Origin of the sequence: Bacillus sp. RZ2MS9, assembly GCF_001816185.2 — a bacterium.
Lineage (GTDB): Bacteria > Bacillota > Bacilli > Bacillales > Bacillaceae_G > Bacillus_A > Bacillus_A cereus.
Genome location: NZ_CP049978.1, coordinates 2924436 through 2941147, shown reverse-complemented (window position 1 = coordinate 2941147; position 16712 = coordinate 2924436). Strand labels below are relative to the sequence as shown.

The window sequence follows — 16712 nt, the reverse complement described above, 5'->3', positions numbered from 1 at the left end:
GAATTGCACCTCTTTTACTTTAATAAGCCTTCAAAACATGAAGTAAATAATCCTTACGATTCAGCGGATTATAATCAACACGTTTTCGAGTAGGGAAGGGAGCCATAAGTTTTGTGAAACCAGCTGGCTTCGTTGTAAATATGCCTTCTCCTTCTGTAAATGAATGTAGTATTCGTTTGAAACTCTCTGTTTTCGCAACAGGTAATGATCCTGTTAACTGATAAGAATTGTTATTGAATATAGGCTCTGCAAAAGTTGCTGGAACGGCAGCGAGCTTATACATTGCGGTACTAATTGCTTGCTCCGGTACAGTTAATTCAAACGCATTAACTGGTTCATATACATATGTTGCAGCTTGTTTTAAAGCATCCATTAAAACGAGCGGTGTTAAGTTTCTAAAGTCACTCGCTGTTGTAACAGGACTAGCATAACCAGTATGTGTTAACGTGACGATAATATCTGTAACTTCCCACCCATATAATCCTTGTTTTAACGTTTGAAATACCGTATCTTCAATCGCTTTATGAAATGCTAAAGGTAGTGAGCCGAGCTCAACACCTAATTTATATGTTATACCGCAATTAAGTTCACCACGTTCAACTTTGAATCCGATTGTTGCGTAAAATGGATTCTCTTTTTCACCCATTACTTCAACAGAATTGCCTACGCCAATTGGTTTCTCGATACATACAACTCGCGTATTTGAAAAATTAACCTGCAAATTATATTTCTCATAAAGTGTTGTTTCAATTACTTCTTTTTGTACCTCACCGAAAAGGCGAATATATAGTTCATTATGAACATCGTCTTTCCAAACTTTAATGAGCGGATCTTCTTCACATAGTTCCATAAGAACAGCGTATAAATTATGAATTTGCTCTTTAGGTACCGCATCAATGGCAGCTTCCATTTGTGGTTCGGCAAAGTGAATATCTTTTATATAATCCGTACGTTCACCGATAATATCACCAATTTTAATATCATTCAGCCCCCACACTTTACAAAACTCACCGCTAGGAACGGTAGAAGTTTGAACGGTATCTCCATTATGAAATAGGCACATTTTTTTTATCTTTTCTTTATGAAATAGAGACTTACTGCGCTGTATATTAACATATTTTCTAACATGTAAGCTACTTGAAAAAACTCTTATATAAGCAACCTTTTCTCCAGAAGGTTCACGTTCAATTTTAAAAACAACACCGGATAATGGTTCCTCTTGTGCCGATGTAAGAGCTGGAATGAGAGCCGGAAGTTTTTCAAGAAGTTCTGTTACGCCCATACCAGTCATTGCTGAACCGAAAAAGATTGGATACACATTCGCTTGCTGTATTTGCTGTTCTAGTTTTTCTCTTAATAGTGCGTCCGGTATTATTTCGTTATTTACATATGATTCAAGTAATGATTCATTAAATGGTGCTAACAGTTCCATACAATCGTCATATGATTTGTATTCAATGATCCGGGCTTCTTTCGTTCCTTCGTTTAGAACAGAATAGAAGGGGAATGCTTCATTTGAAAGAACCTCTTTTATTTGTTTCATAACTTTTTCATTGTTTGCGCCACTACGATCAATTTTATTAACGAATAAAATAGTCGGTATGTTTAGTTTCTGTAATGTTCGCATTAAAATTTTTGTTTGTGCTTGCACACCTTCAACGGCAGAGATAACTAAAATCGCACCGTCTAGAACGCGGAATGATCGCTCCACTTCAGCGATAAAATCAGCGTGTCCAGGTGTATCAATGACATTTACTTTTACAGCATCAATAAAGAAAGAAACGACAGATGCTTTAATCGTAATTCCGCGTTGTCTTTCTAATTCCATTGAGTCAGTTTGTGTATTACCACTATCTACTCGGCCAATTTCTTTAATCACATTCGTTTCATAAAGAATACGCTCAGTCAAACTCGTCTTGCCAGCGTCTACGTGCGCGACAATCCCTATATTTATTGTTGTCATTTGTGAATATCCTCATTTCATTTTCCATTTTCAATTCCTCATTTCTATTTGTATATTGCCGCATTATCAATCACTCTCCAGTTCTTTAAATTAGTATTATTATAGTGCAATTAACATTATTTGTAACGCTACAAAGCGCCTTAATTTGGAAAAAATAAAATGAAAACAAAATGCTTGCATTCTAAATCGATATAGATTATATTAATTGACATATCAACTATTGATACATCAAATGCTTTTATTTTGATTGTAAAGGAGGGTTAATTTGACAAGTTCATGCTCAAAAGAAGCGATTATTTTATATAAATTACACTTTCTAAATAAAGAAGTAAGTTCGAAATTTGAAGGGTGTACGGGTATGAGCCAGTCTCGATTAGAGCTTATACTTCAGTTATATGAAGTAGGTGAAATTAGTCAAAAAGCACTTCAACAAGAAGTGAATATTGATAATGCTGCGATAACAAGGCATTTAAAGCAGCTTGAGGCCAATGAAATGATTGTAAGACGTAAAAATCCAGATGATAACAGAATTACGTTAGTTTCTCTTACTGAAGAGGGACGAAATAAAATTCAAGCATTTCAAGAGGAAAAAGAACGTTTTGCAGCATCTGCATTTAAAGGATTAAGTGAGGAAGAACGCGATAATCTTTTAAATATGTTAAATCACATTCAAGAAAATATAAAAGAATTATAAAAAAGGGAGAATACAACTATGACTAACTCAGTAAAAACAAATGATTTTAACGAAATTTTAACAGGACGTCGTTCAATTCGTAAGTACGACCCTTCAGTGAAAATTAGCAAAGAAGAAATGACAGAAATTCTTACAGAAGCAACACTTGCACCATCTTCAGTAAACATGCAACCATGGAGATTCGTAGTGATTGAAAGTGACGAAGCGAAAGCAACACTTGCGCCACTTGCGAAATTCAACCAATCACAAGTAGAAACATCTTCAGCGATGATCGCTTTATTTGGTGATTTAAATAACTTTGATAACGCAGAAGAAATTTATGGTACAGCAGTAGAGCGCGGTTTAATGCCAGCAGAAGTAAAAGAAGATCAAATGAAAAAACTTTCAGCTTACTTCTCAATGGTTACACCAGAAGTCATGAAAGATACAGTGCTAATTGACGGTGGTCTTGTAGCAATGCAATTTATGCTAGCAGCTCGTGCTCACGGTTACGATACTTGTCCAATTGGTGGATTTGAAAAAGACCAAATCGCAGAAGCATTTGGACTAGATAAAGAACGTTACGTACCAGTAATGTTAATTTCAATCGGAAAAGCTGCTGATAGTGGTTACCAATCAGTACGTCTTCCAATTGACAAAGTTGCTGAGTGGAAGTAATCTAATTAGGTCATAGAAATATATGGAATATGAAAGGGGAAACACCATGATTATTATTCACGCAATATTTCAAGTAGACCCAGCAAAACAACAATCATTTTTAGAAGAAATTCAGCCACTCATTCACGGTTCAAGAGAAGAAAGTGGAAATGTATCTTATGATTTATATAAAGATACAGAAAAAGAAAGTGTTTATACGATGGTAGAAGTATGGAAAGATGAAGCAGCAGTTGCGAGCCATAATACGAGTGAACACTTCACATCTTTCGTTAGTAAAGCAGCACAGTATTTAACTGCTCCATTAGATATAAAAGCTTATAATGGAGAGTTAGTGAAATAATAAGGTAGAAAAGATGACTTTAGCGTATAGCTGAGGTCATCTTTTTTTGTATAAGTAGAACCTACTTTCGACACAGTTATGTTGAAAGATAAGTATTGCTTTCATATTCAGTAATAGCAGTGAATTACGTGTTAAATTCGAACATTCGGTTTATTGGAATATTTTTCCATGTTATAATTTTCTTGAAAATATAAGGTAGAGGGGAGTAAGTGATGGGAGAATTTCAAAGTAATTTGCATAGGGCAACGCAACTTGCAACGAAAATGAGAAATGCTTCAGATCGAATGCAAAGTGCTACTAGTCGCTCTATAAATAAGGCAACGCGTACGACACTATCTGTGAACTTTAAAGCGCAAGAAGCAAATCAACAAAATTTACAGATCACGACACAATTTTGCGCTGCTTTTCAACAAACGATTGATAATATCCATTCCGTAGCAAATGAATTTGAGAAAATGGATACTGGACTTCAAAAGACTTTTCAATAATGTAACAACCTACGTAAAGGGGAAAAGGTAGGGAGAAAAGATGAGTCAAGAAATTGAAACGAGAATCAGTCAATGTAATCAAAAATTACGAATTATATTTGAAGAACAAAATGAAAACCGAATCGCGCTGCAAAATCAAGAACGAGCTGAGGCTAGTTTTCATGAATGGAAAAATAGAAGCAATCGTTTATTTAACCGAATACTAGAAACTTGGCACGACGACAAAGAAGTGTTTCACCTTTTTACGAATATGCGGCAAGAGATCGGGCAGTACGAAAGAAAACTTACATTCGAATTAGAAAAAGAAAAAGAGACGTTGCTTAAAGAAAAACGGCATCTCAGCGAGAAAGAAAACAACCTTTCCTATGAACAGCAGCAACTACAAAGGGAGGCCAATACATGAGTTTAAACATGTATTTGGGAGAAGTACAAAGTCAAACTCAAAGTATGAACGCTATATGTAATGCTACGATTCAAAGTATGGAACAAGCCATTCAATCTATTGATGCATTTGCGATAGACACAGTATTACAAGGACAAACATACAGTAGTGCAAAAGCCTACCTTGTCCAAACATTTCGGCCATTAGCGCAAGGAATCATATGCTTATGTGAAGAATTAATTCGCCAAAATGAAGCATTTCCAAATGAGTTCCAAGCGAAAGTTGCTTCGACAGATGTGATTGAACAAGAAATAAGAGAACAAATAAGGGGAATTAATCAATCGATTACAAGTATAGAAGCAATAGAAGTACTTACACCAATGCCCGGAGTAGGTGCAATTGTAACGGTATTAGGTGCAATGAGAAAAAAACTGGAAGAAAAACTAGAGCATTTATATGAATTCAATCATTCATCCAGCAACAACTACAGCACCGCCCTCCAATTAGCGGCTAGCATCACAGCCGGACTCGCTGAAGTGCAAAGCGGGAAAGGATTTAGCCCTGTGAGTGGTACGTTTAGTACACAAGGGTTGAATATGGATTGGGTGAGTTCGATTCAGGGGATTATAGAAGAAACAGCTCGAAAAAACGATCAGTCAATTAAAGATATAGAAACAAATAACATAATTGAGGAGAAATCTCCGGTTAGAAATGCTTGGGACGATGCGGCAGACGGTATAGTTAGCACGTTTGAAACAGCGAAAAAGATGTGGGAAGCTATTCAAAGAGGATCGGGGAAAGCTATTGGTGATGAAATCGAGTCCGCAATAGCTTTAAGTAATATGGACATAGGAACTTTTATTAATGTAACCTATGCACTTTTCCATTTGGATGAAACTGCAAAAAATATGTGGCATGCATTTTCAAATAAAATAAAACGAGATATGATAGAGGGAGATGCAGAGAGTCGTACAGAATTGACTACCTATGGATTAACACAAATAGCTACCACAATATTAGGCGATAGGGCACTAAATAAAGTAGGCCATATCACAAAAGGAGCAAAAGCATCAAGTGGAGTAAGTACATTTGCTAACGCAGTAAAACTAGCAAAAGAATTGAAGCCTACGCTTGAAATGTTACAATCATTTAAGAGAAATGCTTCCTATGCATTCTCTAGTGTTGGTGGAACTATTGTAACCAAAATACCACAAGGCGAATTATTAGAAGCTTTTTATAAGTTTGCGAAGTCTAAAGATGGTGGTAAGGGTACGGGTGGTGTTGGTAAGGGCGTCAGTGGGGCTGGAAGTAAGATTGATGGAGAACTAATTAGAAAATATGTACGAGATATTGAAACACAGACAAATAGAAAAATACCAAAAAAACAAATGGAAGAATTAAAAAGTGCATTAAGAAATACAGAATATAAAAAGATGACGTCTTCAGAAACAAAGAGATATAGACGAGAGTTTAATAAAATTAAGAATTCATTAATTGATGAATGGGAAAAACAAACTGGTCAAAAATGGCCAACTTATACAGAAGATGTGATTTCAGAGAAAACAGGAAAAATCTTAAGAAAAAAAGGAGAACCTTATGATGCTCATCATATAATTGAAAACTCTTATCGTGGGGAACATGAGTGGTGGAATATCCATCCTGCTAAATTTCCTAATGAGCATCAAGCTGGTATTCATGGTTCGGGTTCACCAGGAAATAAACTTTTTAATGGAGGTAAATAATATGAAGTATGATTATCTAGTATCAAATAAACATAATAGCTTTTATCCAGTAGCATTAGAAGAGATAGAAGAAGTGGAAGAGGTATTAGGTTTGAAATTTCCAAAAGAACTAAAAGATTTCTTCTTAAATGTTGGGTATGGCTTTATCAAAGGTTCTAAGTACAATATTAATCGTATTATGGATCCTTATTCTATTAGAGATTTTCGATTAAAGCAAAATGATTATGAATTTTTTCCAGACATTGAAGTTTATGATGATCTTGAAGAAGAAATAATCTTTTTTGAAGGTAATGAAACAGTTTTAATTTCAATTAAATTAACAACAGAAGAAAATAATGGGATTTATTATGATGAATTTAAAATTGCCGATTCACTAGAAGATTTTCTTGCAAAAATATCAGAAAATGATTTATATTATATGGATTTAATTGATTGAAATAAGAAGAAATATTTTATCAAATAATCATAGTTCGAGAATGTAGTCTTATTGAAAAGAGGGTAGAAGCTCGTTCGATTAGGAAACGGCTTTTGTAATCGGATGAATGATAAAAACTATAGTATGTATTAAGATGAAAACTCCAGTGATTTTATGAATCATGACTGGAGTTTTTTATTCGAATATCCACATTTCGGGATTTTGTATAACCTTCCATAATATCTAATTGATTTTTAGCAACTTCATCAACATGTTGTTTTTATTATTTGTTTATATAGATATATAAGAGTCTAACTGAATCTTCAATAGGCCATATCGCAAAAGGAGCAAAAGCGTCAAATGGAGTAAGTATAATTGCTAATGTAGTAAAATTAGCAAAAGAATTGAAGCCTACGCTTGAAATGTTACAATCATTTAAGAGAGAGGCTTCCTATGCATTCTCTAGTATTGGTGGAACTAACGTAACCAAAATACCTCAAGGCGAATTAATAGAAGGTTATTATAAGTTTGCGAAGTCTAAAGATGGTGGTAAGGGTACGGGTAAAACTGGTGAAATATCTAAGGAATCTGGAAAAGTAGCCCAAACATTAGAAGCAGCTAGAGCACAACAACGTACGGTAATAGAATCAGTAGAAAGTGGCGAAGTAGCTTTAAAAACAACGAAGCGTAAAGGGAATTATGGTGAAATGAAGATGGATGACTTTTTTGAAAGTCAAACATATACTAGAATTAGTGATGATCGTGTATTAACATTAGATCAAAAAATTGTTAAGGGAATAGATGGTATATATGAAAATTCATCTCCGCCGCCTAAGTATGTAATAGCGGAGGCTAAGTATAATACTGCGCAACTTTCAAATAAAAAAGATGGAAAGCAAATGAGCGAAACATGGATAGATGGTTCTAGACGTTTGGAATCAACTGTTGGAGAAGAAATGTTTTTGAATCCTGAAAATGTACAAAATATACTAATTAATGTTGATAAGGATGGTAATGTGGTTAAAAGCATTTTGGATTCTTCTGGGAAGAAAATAATTGAGTAAGGAGAATGAAATGAGAGATATTTTAAAAAATGAAGATTATTTCGAGGATTATTTAAATAGACAAAATAATAGAATAGAAAAGTATAAAGAATTAGCAATGAAAGTAAAAAATGAAAGACCAAATGATTTAGGTAGTATTAAAAGAGCTTATGGATATATTGAATCAATTTGTATTGATAAATTTAATTGTTTATATTCAATGGGAAGACCTATGGAAGTACTAAGAGATTTTTACCCCGAAATAATTGAGGCGATGAAAAAGGGGTGGAGTGGCAAATATAGATATATAGATTTATTGTGGGTTCTTTCTATTGGGATAATGCTAGATGTTTCAAAAGATTATATAATTGAATTAGAAAAGTTGGTAGAAAAAGAGAAATTGAATGATTATTTGATTGATTTTTTATTTAGTTATAAAGATGAAAATTGGGAAGGGAATACCACAGAATTTATCTTTGCAGACCCATATAAATCAATTTATCGTGTGGTCAATGCAAAGAATAAAGAAGAATCAGTAAAGGAATTGAAAGAATATTTAGAGGGAAAATGGTATAAGGGGCATAGTGATACAGGCTGGTATGATTCACATGAAAATAAAAATGATATCTACAATGGTTATTGGAGTTACGAAAGCGGAGCAATCGTAAAGATTTTAAAATTAGATGATTCAAGTTTAAAAAATACTTTATACTACCCTTATGATATGGTGCATTATCAAGGAAAATAAATGTAAAAATCCACAGTGTTCAACTTTTTACACTGTGGATTTTTTAGTTTGTGTTAAAGTAGCTATAAGGGTAATGTTGGTAAGGGATCTAGTGAGCTAGAAGTAAGATTGATGCAGAACTAATTAGGAATTAATAAATGGATTGAAGTTCAGAGGTTATTTAAATGATGCTGGGGAGATAATTAACTTTTTCCCAATTCTAGACTGATATTATCAAGATACAATATTTATAGGAGGATAAAATGAATAGTAATTTTGAATTTATTGAAGATAAAGAGAAAAATGATGAATTGATGTCAATATATTTTAACTTTATAAACGGTAAGTACTTGGAAAGAGCTTTGAGTTTTTTTGTAAAAAAAGAGGGGTTTGGACAAGAAATAGTATTCGTTCATTTTTAGTCTGATTTAGATGAATTTGATATGTCACAGCTACCTACACCTTTAGATGATAAACATGTGTTAGTTGAATTAGATTCTCCAGCTGTTGAGTCTGAACAACAAGTGTATTTGGACTTTGAAACTTTTTATAATTATTTGGAAGAACATGTGAAAAAAGAAGTGGAAAAAAATCCAGAAAGAAATGGATTAATGGATTTATTGGTGCAAGTTAAGCGTAGCTTAAATTTGTAATATCTTATAGCCATTTTACTAGATTCGTAGGGCAGAAAAAGAACTTTTTGAAGAACGCGTTTTTATTAGGATTTTATTATATTTCAATAAGGAAGATTGTCTGATATTGAATAAGTAAAGAGGAAGTTATAGATGAAAAAGACTCAACAAAAGAGACTTCACATTTGAGGTCTCTTTTGTTGATTTAAATTGAAAATTATTATTTGAGCGAATGCACTTTCGTACCTCACATTTCACAGGCACATAGGCTTCAATTGATGCTATATAGTATGTTTTTCAATGTCAAAAAACATTAAAAAAACAGGGCAAAATTATTAAATAGCCGGGTCCATTGTAGAAATATTTGAAGGTATTTCGCTCATAGGCGGATCTAATTTCTTAACTATCGTGGCAGAAGTAGGAACTGGTGGGTTAGCGTCACCAATTGTTATTCCATTAGATATAGCAGCAACAGCTACTGGGGCAAGTCTTTTTGTACATGGTGGATTTGTTTGGAATAAATCGATTCAAAATACTAAGGATACTATTCAAAAAATCCGGTCTTCTGGTGGAGGTGCGGCTAACGGTAAACCTAGCAGTAACAAAAATACAACTGTAGATAATTTTGATGCAAAAACAGCTACAAATAAGCAAAAAGGTAATTATGGTGAAATAAAATCTAGTGACAATTTATTGAATAATCAAAGTTTAAAAGAAGCTGGATTTGATTTAAAGCCAGTCGGAAAAAGTGCACCATCAGGCATAAATGATAAAATAGTAAAAGGAATTGATGGATTATACGAAAATGCAAATGCAGAATCAAAGATCAAATACGTTATAGATGAAGCTAAGTTTGGTAGTTCACAATTGGGGAAAACTAAAGATGGACGACAAATGTCAAATGATTGGTTGAATGGTGCGAAGACGCGAAAAAGTAGGATATTGAAGGCTGTTGATGGAGATATGAAATTATCAATAAAAATTACGAATGCATTGAAAAAAGGTGAAGTGGAAAGAGTACTATCAAAAGTTGATAGTACTGGGAACGTTAAAACTTATAGAATAGATGCAAAGGGAGACATTATTGGAGAATGGCCATAAGTTTAGAAGCCAGGAGGAATTGAAAGGTATGAGAGATCATTTATGTATAGAAAAAAAATGTAGAGAAGTAATAGAATATAATAAAGAGTTTATTGAGGAAAATAGAGTTGAAATTAAAAGTTTAGAAGAAGATGAAAAAAAAGGTATTCAAAGGTATCCTAATGATAATATAAGTATCATAGAAGAATTCTATCAGTCAAATTTTATATACGATTTGGATAATGTTAATGCAAAATATTCCCTAGGAGAAGCTATCCATACAATAGAAGGAGATTTTGACAACGCTCTTATTAATTTGAAGCATATAGGAAAAAAAGAAGTTGGATATTTAAATCTAATTTGGATGATATCTCTAGGGATTTTATTAGAGACGGAGAAAAAGAATCTTGTAAGTTTAGCTAAGCTAGTTGAGAAGGAAAATATGAATGACGCAGTAATTGATTTCCTCTTATACGCTAGTGATATCGGATACACAAAAGTGACGAATAGATATTATAAAGAAAATCCATATGCAAAAACGAGAGAGATTATAGAACTTGCACAAACAGATAAAAAAGAAGCGTCTAAAAGATTGCAAACGTATATGGAGAAAGAATGGTTTAAAGGCCATTATGATTATGAATGGAAAAATGCCCATAAAGAACCTGGATATGTAGGATATTGGAGTTTTGAAACGGCGGCGCTTGCGAAAATTTTGGAACTTGATGATACATGTTTAAAAGATAATAATCACTATCCATATGATTTGGCACATTACAAAAATGAAATGAAATTCAAGCATATAGACCTAAGTGAATATCACTATGAAGATGAGACAGAAGAAATCGAGGATATAGTAGAAGGAATTGAACATAATCCTGCATTGGAAAATATTATTCCGCCAAAATGGCATTCATTGGTCAATGAATTAATACATGATTATGAGAATATGGATGATAGTAGTTTTTATGAAAAATACAAAAAAACGATAGGAATAGGTCAAGTGTGGTTCTTATCACAAGAGTATGAAGAAGAAAATGAGCAAAAAAATCTATTAGGAAGTTTAATTGTGTTTGCCCTGACGGTAAGAGATTATATATTACAACTGGACTATAAAGAAGATTTAGAAGACTACATTGATAATCTTAAAAATTTCTGGAATGTTTCAGAAACAAAGTTAGTTCAATTTATATTAGAAAATGATCAAAATTATTATGCATGGGTACCAAAAGAAGCAAGTATCCCAAATATGTATGAAGTAAAGATAGAGAGTGTCGATGTAGAGGAAGTTCTATAACGAACAAATCGAAATGTTTTTTATTATATGTAATATTAGAATGCATTTTACTAGTTAATTGAAAACAATGCATGCGTGGCAGAAAAAAGGATGTATCGTTACTAAAAATTAGAGGGAAAGAAGGGTGTTGGATTGAGTTAAGCACCTCATTGTCAATATACGACAATAGGTGCTTTTTTGCGTGCAATGAAGAAAAAATAAAAGATTCATTTTCACTCTATTTCATCTTCGAATTACATGTTATAATTTGAAAAAATTCTTAATTTTTAGATAATTAAAAGGTGGAAGATACTATATGAGTACATTAAAGAAGATTACTAATAATATTTCGAAAGTTATCATAGGAAAAGATGAATCGATTGAACTGGCAGCTATAGCTCTTATAGCAAGGGGACATATTTTATTAGAAGATGTACCTGGGACAGGAAAAACAACATTAGCGAAAAGTTTGGCTAAAAGTGTGGACGCTAAATTTCAAAGAATACAATTTACAGCGGATACTTTGCCTGGAGATGTTATTGGTCTTGAATATTTTCATGTAAAGGAATCGGATTTTAAAACAAGGTTAGGACCCATTTTTGCAAATATCGTATTAGTGGATGAAATTAATCGAGCTGTACCGAGAACACAATCTTCGTTACTTGAGGTTATGGAAGAGCGTACTGTTACAATTGCGAAACAGACACATTCATTACCAGAACCTTTTTTAGTTATAGCAACGCAAAATCCACTCGAATCAGCGGGCACATTTCCGTTACCAGATGCTCAGTTAGACCGGTTTTTACTCACAATACGCCAAGGTTATCCTACGAGAGAAGCTGAAAAGGAAATGATGAATCGGTTTCAAATGAATGATCCATTAGAAACGTTACATTTTATTATTTCAAGTGAAGAAATTATTACGATGCAAAAGCGTGCAAGAGAAGTGTTAGTAGGGAATGATGTGCAAGATTATCTCCTTGAAATTATTGAAGCAACTCGTAACCATGAGTTAATTGAAATTGGTGTAAGCCCTCGGGGAACGTTGGCATTTATGAGAGCAATTCAAGCACGGGCAATATTAAATGAAAGAGATTACTGTACACCAGATGATATTAAGACGCTCGCTGCATCAGTTTGTGCTCATCGTTTAACGTTAACGATTGAGGGAGAGATGAAAACGACGAAAGAACAAATTATGAAAGAAATTCTTCATACGATTAGTGTGCCAGTGGAGAATGTACGATGAATCAACAGCTTGTGTATACACCTTTAGCGGAGCCTTTCGTAATGGGGGTTATGTCAGTTGTAGCCGTTATTTTAAGTGTATTTTCAAGTAATCTACTGTTTTTATCTCTCGTATTTTTATATGTAATTTTAATAGGTGCTATGCATGTATATATACGTAAAGTATCTCGTGTTGAATGGGAATACAGTCAAGGGAATTCGAATGTTTTTATAGGTGAAACGAATATGTGCAAAATGAAAATTTCAAACAAGTCGATATTTCCTATTCTTAATATCGTATTTCGATTTAAATGTGAAAATAAGCTAACTTGGAATCATGATGAAATAAACAAAAATCATAGTACAGGTTCAAATTATTATATGAATTTTAATTTAAAAGGAAGGGAGTCAGTTTCATTTGATTTGCAAGCTGTAGCGTTAAAAAGAGGCATCGCGAAATGGGAAGAAGTTGAAATTGTTATTACTGATCTCTTTGGATTTATAACGAACCATATAACATATAAACAAGTTGATACGCCCTCTTATTTAGTCTTACCAGCTGTTCCGAAAATACAAGTTCCTGAATTACAAGAATGGTCACGAGGATTTCGAAAAGCGATGTCTTCACCCTTATATGATGAAACGAAAGTAATGGGAGTAAAGTCTTATGAAAATGAAGATTTTCGTTCCGTCCACTGGAGTGCAACAGCGAAAACAGGGACGATAACTGCGAAAAAGTATGAGCGAACACAATGTGATAAATACGCGATTTATCTCAACTTGCAAAATAAAAGTGGTGTTTCTTTGCGAAATGATATAGAGCAACTAATTGAATTAACAGCAGGTATATGCAAACAACTTCTTATGCAAAACTGTTCGTTTGAAGTATGGATCAATAGTGTAAAAGATAACGGTTTGCTACATATAAAAAATGGGGATAATCGGAAACATTTGCAAAATGTATTAAAGGTACTTGCCTCGATATCAGACCAAGATACGCCTATATCTTCTTCTTACTTTTACACAGCAGGCTTTCGTCGAAAGGAACTGGATGCGGTTCCTTTAATTATCGGTACTTCACCAAAGAAATACAGTAGAACGAATAAATGGATTGTAATGAAAGAATAAGAAGGGGCTTATGTCATGGTGAATAAGAAGCGGCATATGAAAGTGAAGTTATGGAGTGTAAGAACTTTAATCATACTTTTCTTTGCGATTAGTGCGATAACGTTATCACAAGGTGTTGTGTATGTACAAGACATAGTAAAAGAGCGTTTTTTCAGTAAGACTAAGACAATATCGGAAAGAAATTATGATTTTACTAGTATAGGTGAAAATTTCGATGATTCCAAAATAGATGAAGATGAATATGAAGAAGTAGAAGATACAGGTATAAGAACGAAAACGGGTAAAAAATTTCAACCTTTCGAAAGAGAAAGTCTATGGAGTGACGTGCTTTCTGTTCTTTCAAATATATGGATTACTATAGCTTTTTATGTGATAATTGCAATATCAATTATATATGCCATCTACAAGTATATTAGGAAAAATTTGACGAAAACAGAAATAGTACAGGAGAAAGAATTGATTACAAAGCAAACTGCGGTAAGAAGCATAAAGAATGAAAAAGTCATTCATCAGTTAGAACAGCCGTTACCGACAGATAAGATAAGAAAAACGTTAGTTGAATGGGAAAGAACATTACCATTTCATGAACAGAGAAGATCCTATGAAACGATGCAACAATGGTTAAAAAGAATTTGTAGAACAAGGGATATTATCTCGTTATATGAGTCTGTTCGTTATGGTGAAAAGACGTATACGGATTTAGATGTGGAAGAAATAATGAAGTGGGTAGAGGGAGATGGGAAGGTGGATACATAAATATTCACCTTTTCTTTTTTATATGGAAATTTGATTAACATGAATTATTTTCTTATATGAAACCGTATTTAAATAGATAAACAAAATTAACTTTATTTACTTATACTTCATTACATGTTAACCTATACTTAATTTTTATAAATTATAATTAATTTTTGATTTTTTAAGGGTGTGAAAATGTAATGAAATCGGTATTAAAAAGCATACTTATTTCCTTTGTTTTTTCAGCAGTAGGTATGTGTTGGTTACTGTACGTATTATTCAAAGGGGACGGAGACTGGTTATTGTCTTGGATAGGTGTATTAATGGCATATTTATCTTTATATACTTTAATAGATTTATATTGTAAAAATACATACGATAAAAAAATAAATAAATGGCTTATAAAAACAGCGGTGACTAGTTTTAGTTTTTCTGTATTAGGAATCTCATTTTGTATCATACATGAGCTATTAACACCATGGAGTCTTAGTTTAATGGTGTGGTATTGGTTGCTAATGTTAGTATTATTTTTAACAACTATAATATCATTAATCAGTTTAGTATTTGTTAATCGTAAAAATCACAATTTCACCGTTGGATATAGAATGCTCATACTTCTAAATGTATTTCTTACACTAGGACCAGTATTATGGCCGCTATTACTTTCTATTATTGGAAATGGTATGAATGCTAGTGCGGGCTGGTAAAAAGGAATATAAATTAGTTGTGTAAAGAATAGGATGAAAAGTTGATATAGAATTTTAAATGTTTAAGAGAACATGTTTACATAAAAAATGAAAACATGTTCTCTTTTTATTTGCATGCATAACGCTTCCTCAGTTTACCGTATTTAAATTTAAACGTAAGTATTTCGTAAGGAATGGATAAGAAAAAAGAGAGATTTATCATATAGGATGAAAGTATAGCTTGAATCAATCCGATATTAATGGAGGAGAGAAAGCCTTATGAAAAAATGTAATTCAATTAAGTTAGCAAGTTTTGCAGTTTTATTAGCGGGTACTGCTCTATTCACACCTGGTTTTACTGTGACTGCAGAGTCAACTCAAAATATTTCTAGTTCGTCACAAGTACATGATCAAAAGAATCGTAATGGCTGGAAACAAGTAATGCAGGAAACAGTACAGCTTGGTGCTGTAGGAATATTAGCTAAGGCGTCTAATAACGGAAAAACTAGTAGTTTTACTGCTGGCGTGGCGGACTTAAGTACAAAGAAACCGGTGAATTCGGATTATCGCTTTCGGATTGGTAGTGTGACGAAGTCGTTTACTGCGACGACTGTGCTTCAATTAGTAGGAGAAAATCGCTTACAACTTGACGATCCAATTGAAAAGTGGCTACCAGGTCTCGTGCAAGGAAATGGGTATGATGGTAATCAAATTACGATACGACAACTTTTGAATCATACGAGTGGTATCGCTGAATACTTAAAGTCAAAAGACGCGGACATAATGAATTCGAAAAAAACGTATACAGCAGAAGAAATAGTGAAAATAGGTCTTTCGCTGCCTCCAGATTTTTCGCCGGGAAAAGACTGGTTGTATTCAAACACAGGATACGTAATACTAGGAATGCTTATTGAAAAAATAACTGGAAATAGTTATGCGGAAGAAATCGAAAAGCGAATTATTGAACCTTTGGACCTATCAAATACGTTTTTACCAGGAAATTCACCCGTCATCCCAGGAAAGAATCATGCTCGTGGATATGTAAAAATGGAAGGAACAGGCGAGTTGAAAGATATTACTTATTATAATCCGAGTTTAGCTAATGCAGCTGGAGATATGATTTCTAATGCGGATGATTTAAATAAGTTCTTTTCATCTTTACTCGGTGGTAAGTTACTGAAGGAACGCGAGCTAAAAGAAATGCTTACTACAGTTCCTATAGAAGGAAAAGGGGTTGGTGACGCATACGGTCTTGGAATCTATGAGACTAAACTTCCAAACGGTGTTTCAGTTTGGGGGCATGGAGGAGGAATTCCTGGATTTACAACTTTTGCTGGGGGAGTAATTGGAGGCAAACATACATTGGCTATCAGTCTCAACTCTATAGGTGGGGTCGATATTGTTCCGCAGTTTAATAAAATGATGCAAATTGAATTTAATAAATAGATGAAAAGAAAGTGAATGGAATTTTGTTATAGTTATATTTAAAAGAGG

Annotated in this window: 16 protein-coding genes and 2 pseudogenes; 17 read left to right on the top strand and 1 reads right to left on the bottom strand. The window is 33.4% G+C overall.

The genetic code is table 11. The features are described from left to right. Nucleotides 1-19: 19 nt before the first annotated feature. Entirely contained in the window at nucleotides 20-1963 is a 1944-nt protein-coding gene (locus BHV55_RS15065; protein ID WP_070756619.1) for an elongation factor G, read from the bottom strand. A 265-nt stretch (nucleotides 1964-2228) separates the two neighbouring features. On the opposite strand from BHV55_RS15065, the gene BHV55_RS15060 reads away from it, so the two are divergent. The 17 genes and pseudogenes from BHV55_RS15060 (at nucleotide 2229) to BHV55_RS14980 (ending at nucleotide 16664) form a co-directional block, all read left to right on the top strand. Next, on the top strand, nucleotides 2229-2657 hold the full coding sequence (locus BHV55_RS15060) for a MarR family winged helix-turn-helix transcriptional regulator (RefSeq protein ID WP_000204172.1): 429 nt from the start codon (nucleotides 2229-2231) through the stop codon (nucleotides 2655-2657). Nucleotides 2658-2675: 18 nt separating this feature from the next. Next, a complete protein-coding gene (locus BHV55_RS15055) occupies nucleotides 2676-3314 on the top strand; it encodes a nitroreductase family protein (protein ID WP_000185390.1) in 639 nt (212 codons plus the stop codon). 46 nt (nucleotides 3315-3360) lie between these two features. Further along, nucleotides 3361-3654, top strand: coding sequence for a putative quinol monooxygenase (locus BHV55_RS15050; RefSeq protein WP_044584585.1), 294 nt, complete (start codon nucleotides 3361-3363; stop codon nucleotides 3652-3654). Between the two features lie 212 nt (nucleotides 3655-3866). Continuing rightward, a complete protein-coding gene (locus BHV55_RS15045) occupies nucleotides 3867-4142 on the top strand; it encodes a TIGR04197 family type VII secretion effector (protein WP_000503629.1) in 276 nt (91 codons plus the stop codon). Between the two features lie 40 nt (nucleotides 4143-4182). Further along, a complete protein-coding gene (locus BHV55_RS15040; protein WP_070756617.1) occupies nucleotides 4183-4545 on the top strand; it encodes a DUF3958 family protein in 363 nt (120 codons plus the stop codon). Continuing rightward, the gene (locus BHV55_RS15035) at nucleotides 4542-6266 is read left to right on the top strand and encodes an LXG domain-containing protein (protein WP_070756615.1); all 1725 of its coding nucleotides are present in this window, start codon (nucleotides 4542-4544) and stop codon (nucleotides 6264-6266) included. Before BHV55_RS15040 ends, BHV55_RS15035 begins: the two co-directional genes overlap by 4 nt. Nucleotide 6267: 1 nt before the next feature. Next, complete coding sequence (locus BHV55_RS15030; protein WP_000872947.1) at nucleotides 6268-6702, top strand: SMI1/KNR4 family protein; 435 nt, start codon at nucleotides 6268-6270, stop codon at nucleotides 6700-6702. Nucleotides 6703-7103: 401 nt separating this feature from the next. Beyond that, nucleotides 7104-7745, top strand: coding sequence for a hypothetical protein (locus BHV55_RS15025; RefSeq protein ID WP_000941898.1), 642 nt, complete (start codon nucleotides 7104-7106; stop codon nucleotides 7743-7745). Between the two features lie 10 nt (nucleotides 7746-7755). Further along, nucleotides 7756-8472 carry a PoNe immunity protein domain-containing protein gene (locus BHV55_RS15020; RefSeq protein WP_001204727.1) on the top strand — a complete coding sequence of 239 codons (717 nt, stop codon included), beginning with the start codon at nucleotides 7756-7758 and terminating at the stop codon, nucleotides 8470-8472. Between the two features lie 242 nt (nucleotides 8473-8714). After that, nucleotides 8715-9104 (top strand): annotated as a pseudogene (locus tag BHV55_RS15015) (hypothetical protein). Between the two features lie 318 nt (nucleotides 9105-9422). Further along, nucleotides 9423-10184, top strand: a pseudogene (locus BHV55_RS15010) (hypothetical protein); the annotation flags it as partial. A 28-nt stretch (nucleotides 10185-10212) separates the two neighbouring features. Further along, nucleotides 10213-11460 (top strand): PoNi-like cognate immunity protein, encoded by a 1248-nt coding sequence (locus BHV55_RS15005; protein ID WP_070756613.1) that lies wholly within the window; start codon nucleotides 10213-10215, stop codon nucleotides 11458-11460. A gap of 295 nt (nucleotides 11461-11755) precedes the next feature. Further along, the gene (locus tag BHV55_RS15000) at nucleotides 11756-12688 is read left to right on the top strand and encodes an AAA family ATPase (protein ID WP_070756611.1); all 933 of its coding nucleotides are present in this window, start codon (nucleotides 11756-11758) and stop codon (nucleotides 12686-12688) included. Beyond that, a complete protein-coding gene (locus tag BHV55_RS14995) occupies nucleotides 12685-13794 on the top strand; it encodes a DUF58 domain-containing protein (RefSeq protein ID WP_048568602.1) in 1110 nt (369 codons plus the stop codon). The genes BHV55_RS15000 and BHV55_RS14995 overlap by 4 nt, the downstream gene beginning before the upstream one ends. A 15-nt stretch (nucleotides 13795-13809) precedes the next feature. Continuing rightward, complete coding sequence (locus tag BHV55_RS14990; protein WP_070756609.1) at nucleotides 13810-14550, top strand: hypothetical protein; 741 nt, start codon at nucleotides 13810-13812, stop codon at nucleotides 14548-14550. A gap of 182 nt (nucleotides 14551-14732) precedes the next feature. Next, on the top strand, nucleotides 14733-15239 hold the full coding sequence (locus BHV55_RS14985) for a DUF3902 family protein (protein ID WP_000843833.1): 507 nt from the start codon (nucleotides 14733-14735) through the stop codon (nucleotides 15237-15239). A 258-nt stretch (nucleotides 15240-15497) separates the two neighbouring features. Continuing rightward, the gene (locus tag BHV55_RS14980) at nucleotides 15498-16664 is read left to right on the top strand and encodes a serine hydrolase domain-containing protein (protein ID WP_070756607.1); all 1167 of its coding nucleotides are present in this window, start codon (nucleotides 15498-15500) and stop codon (nucleotides 16662-16664) included. Nucleotides 16665-16712: the final 48 nt, after the last annotated feature.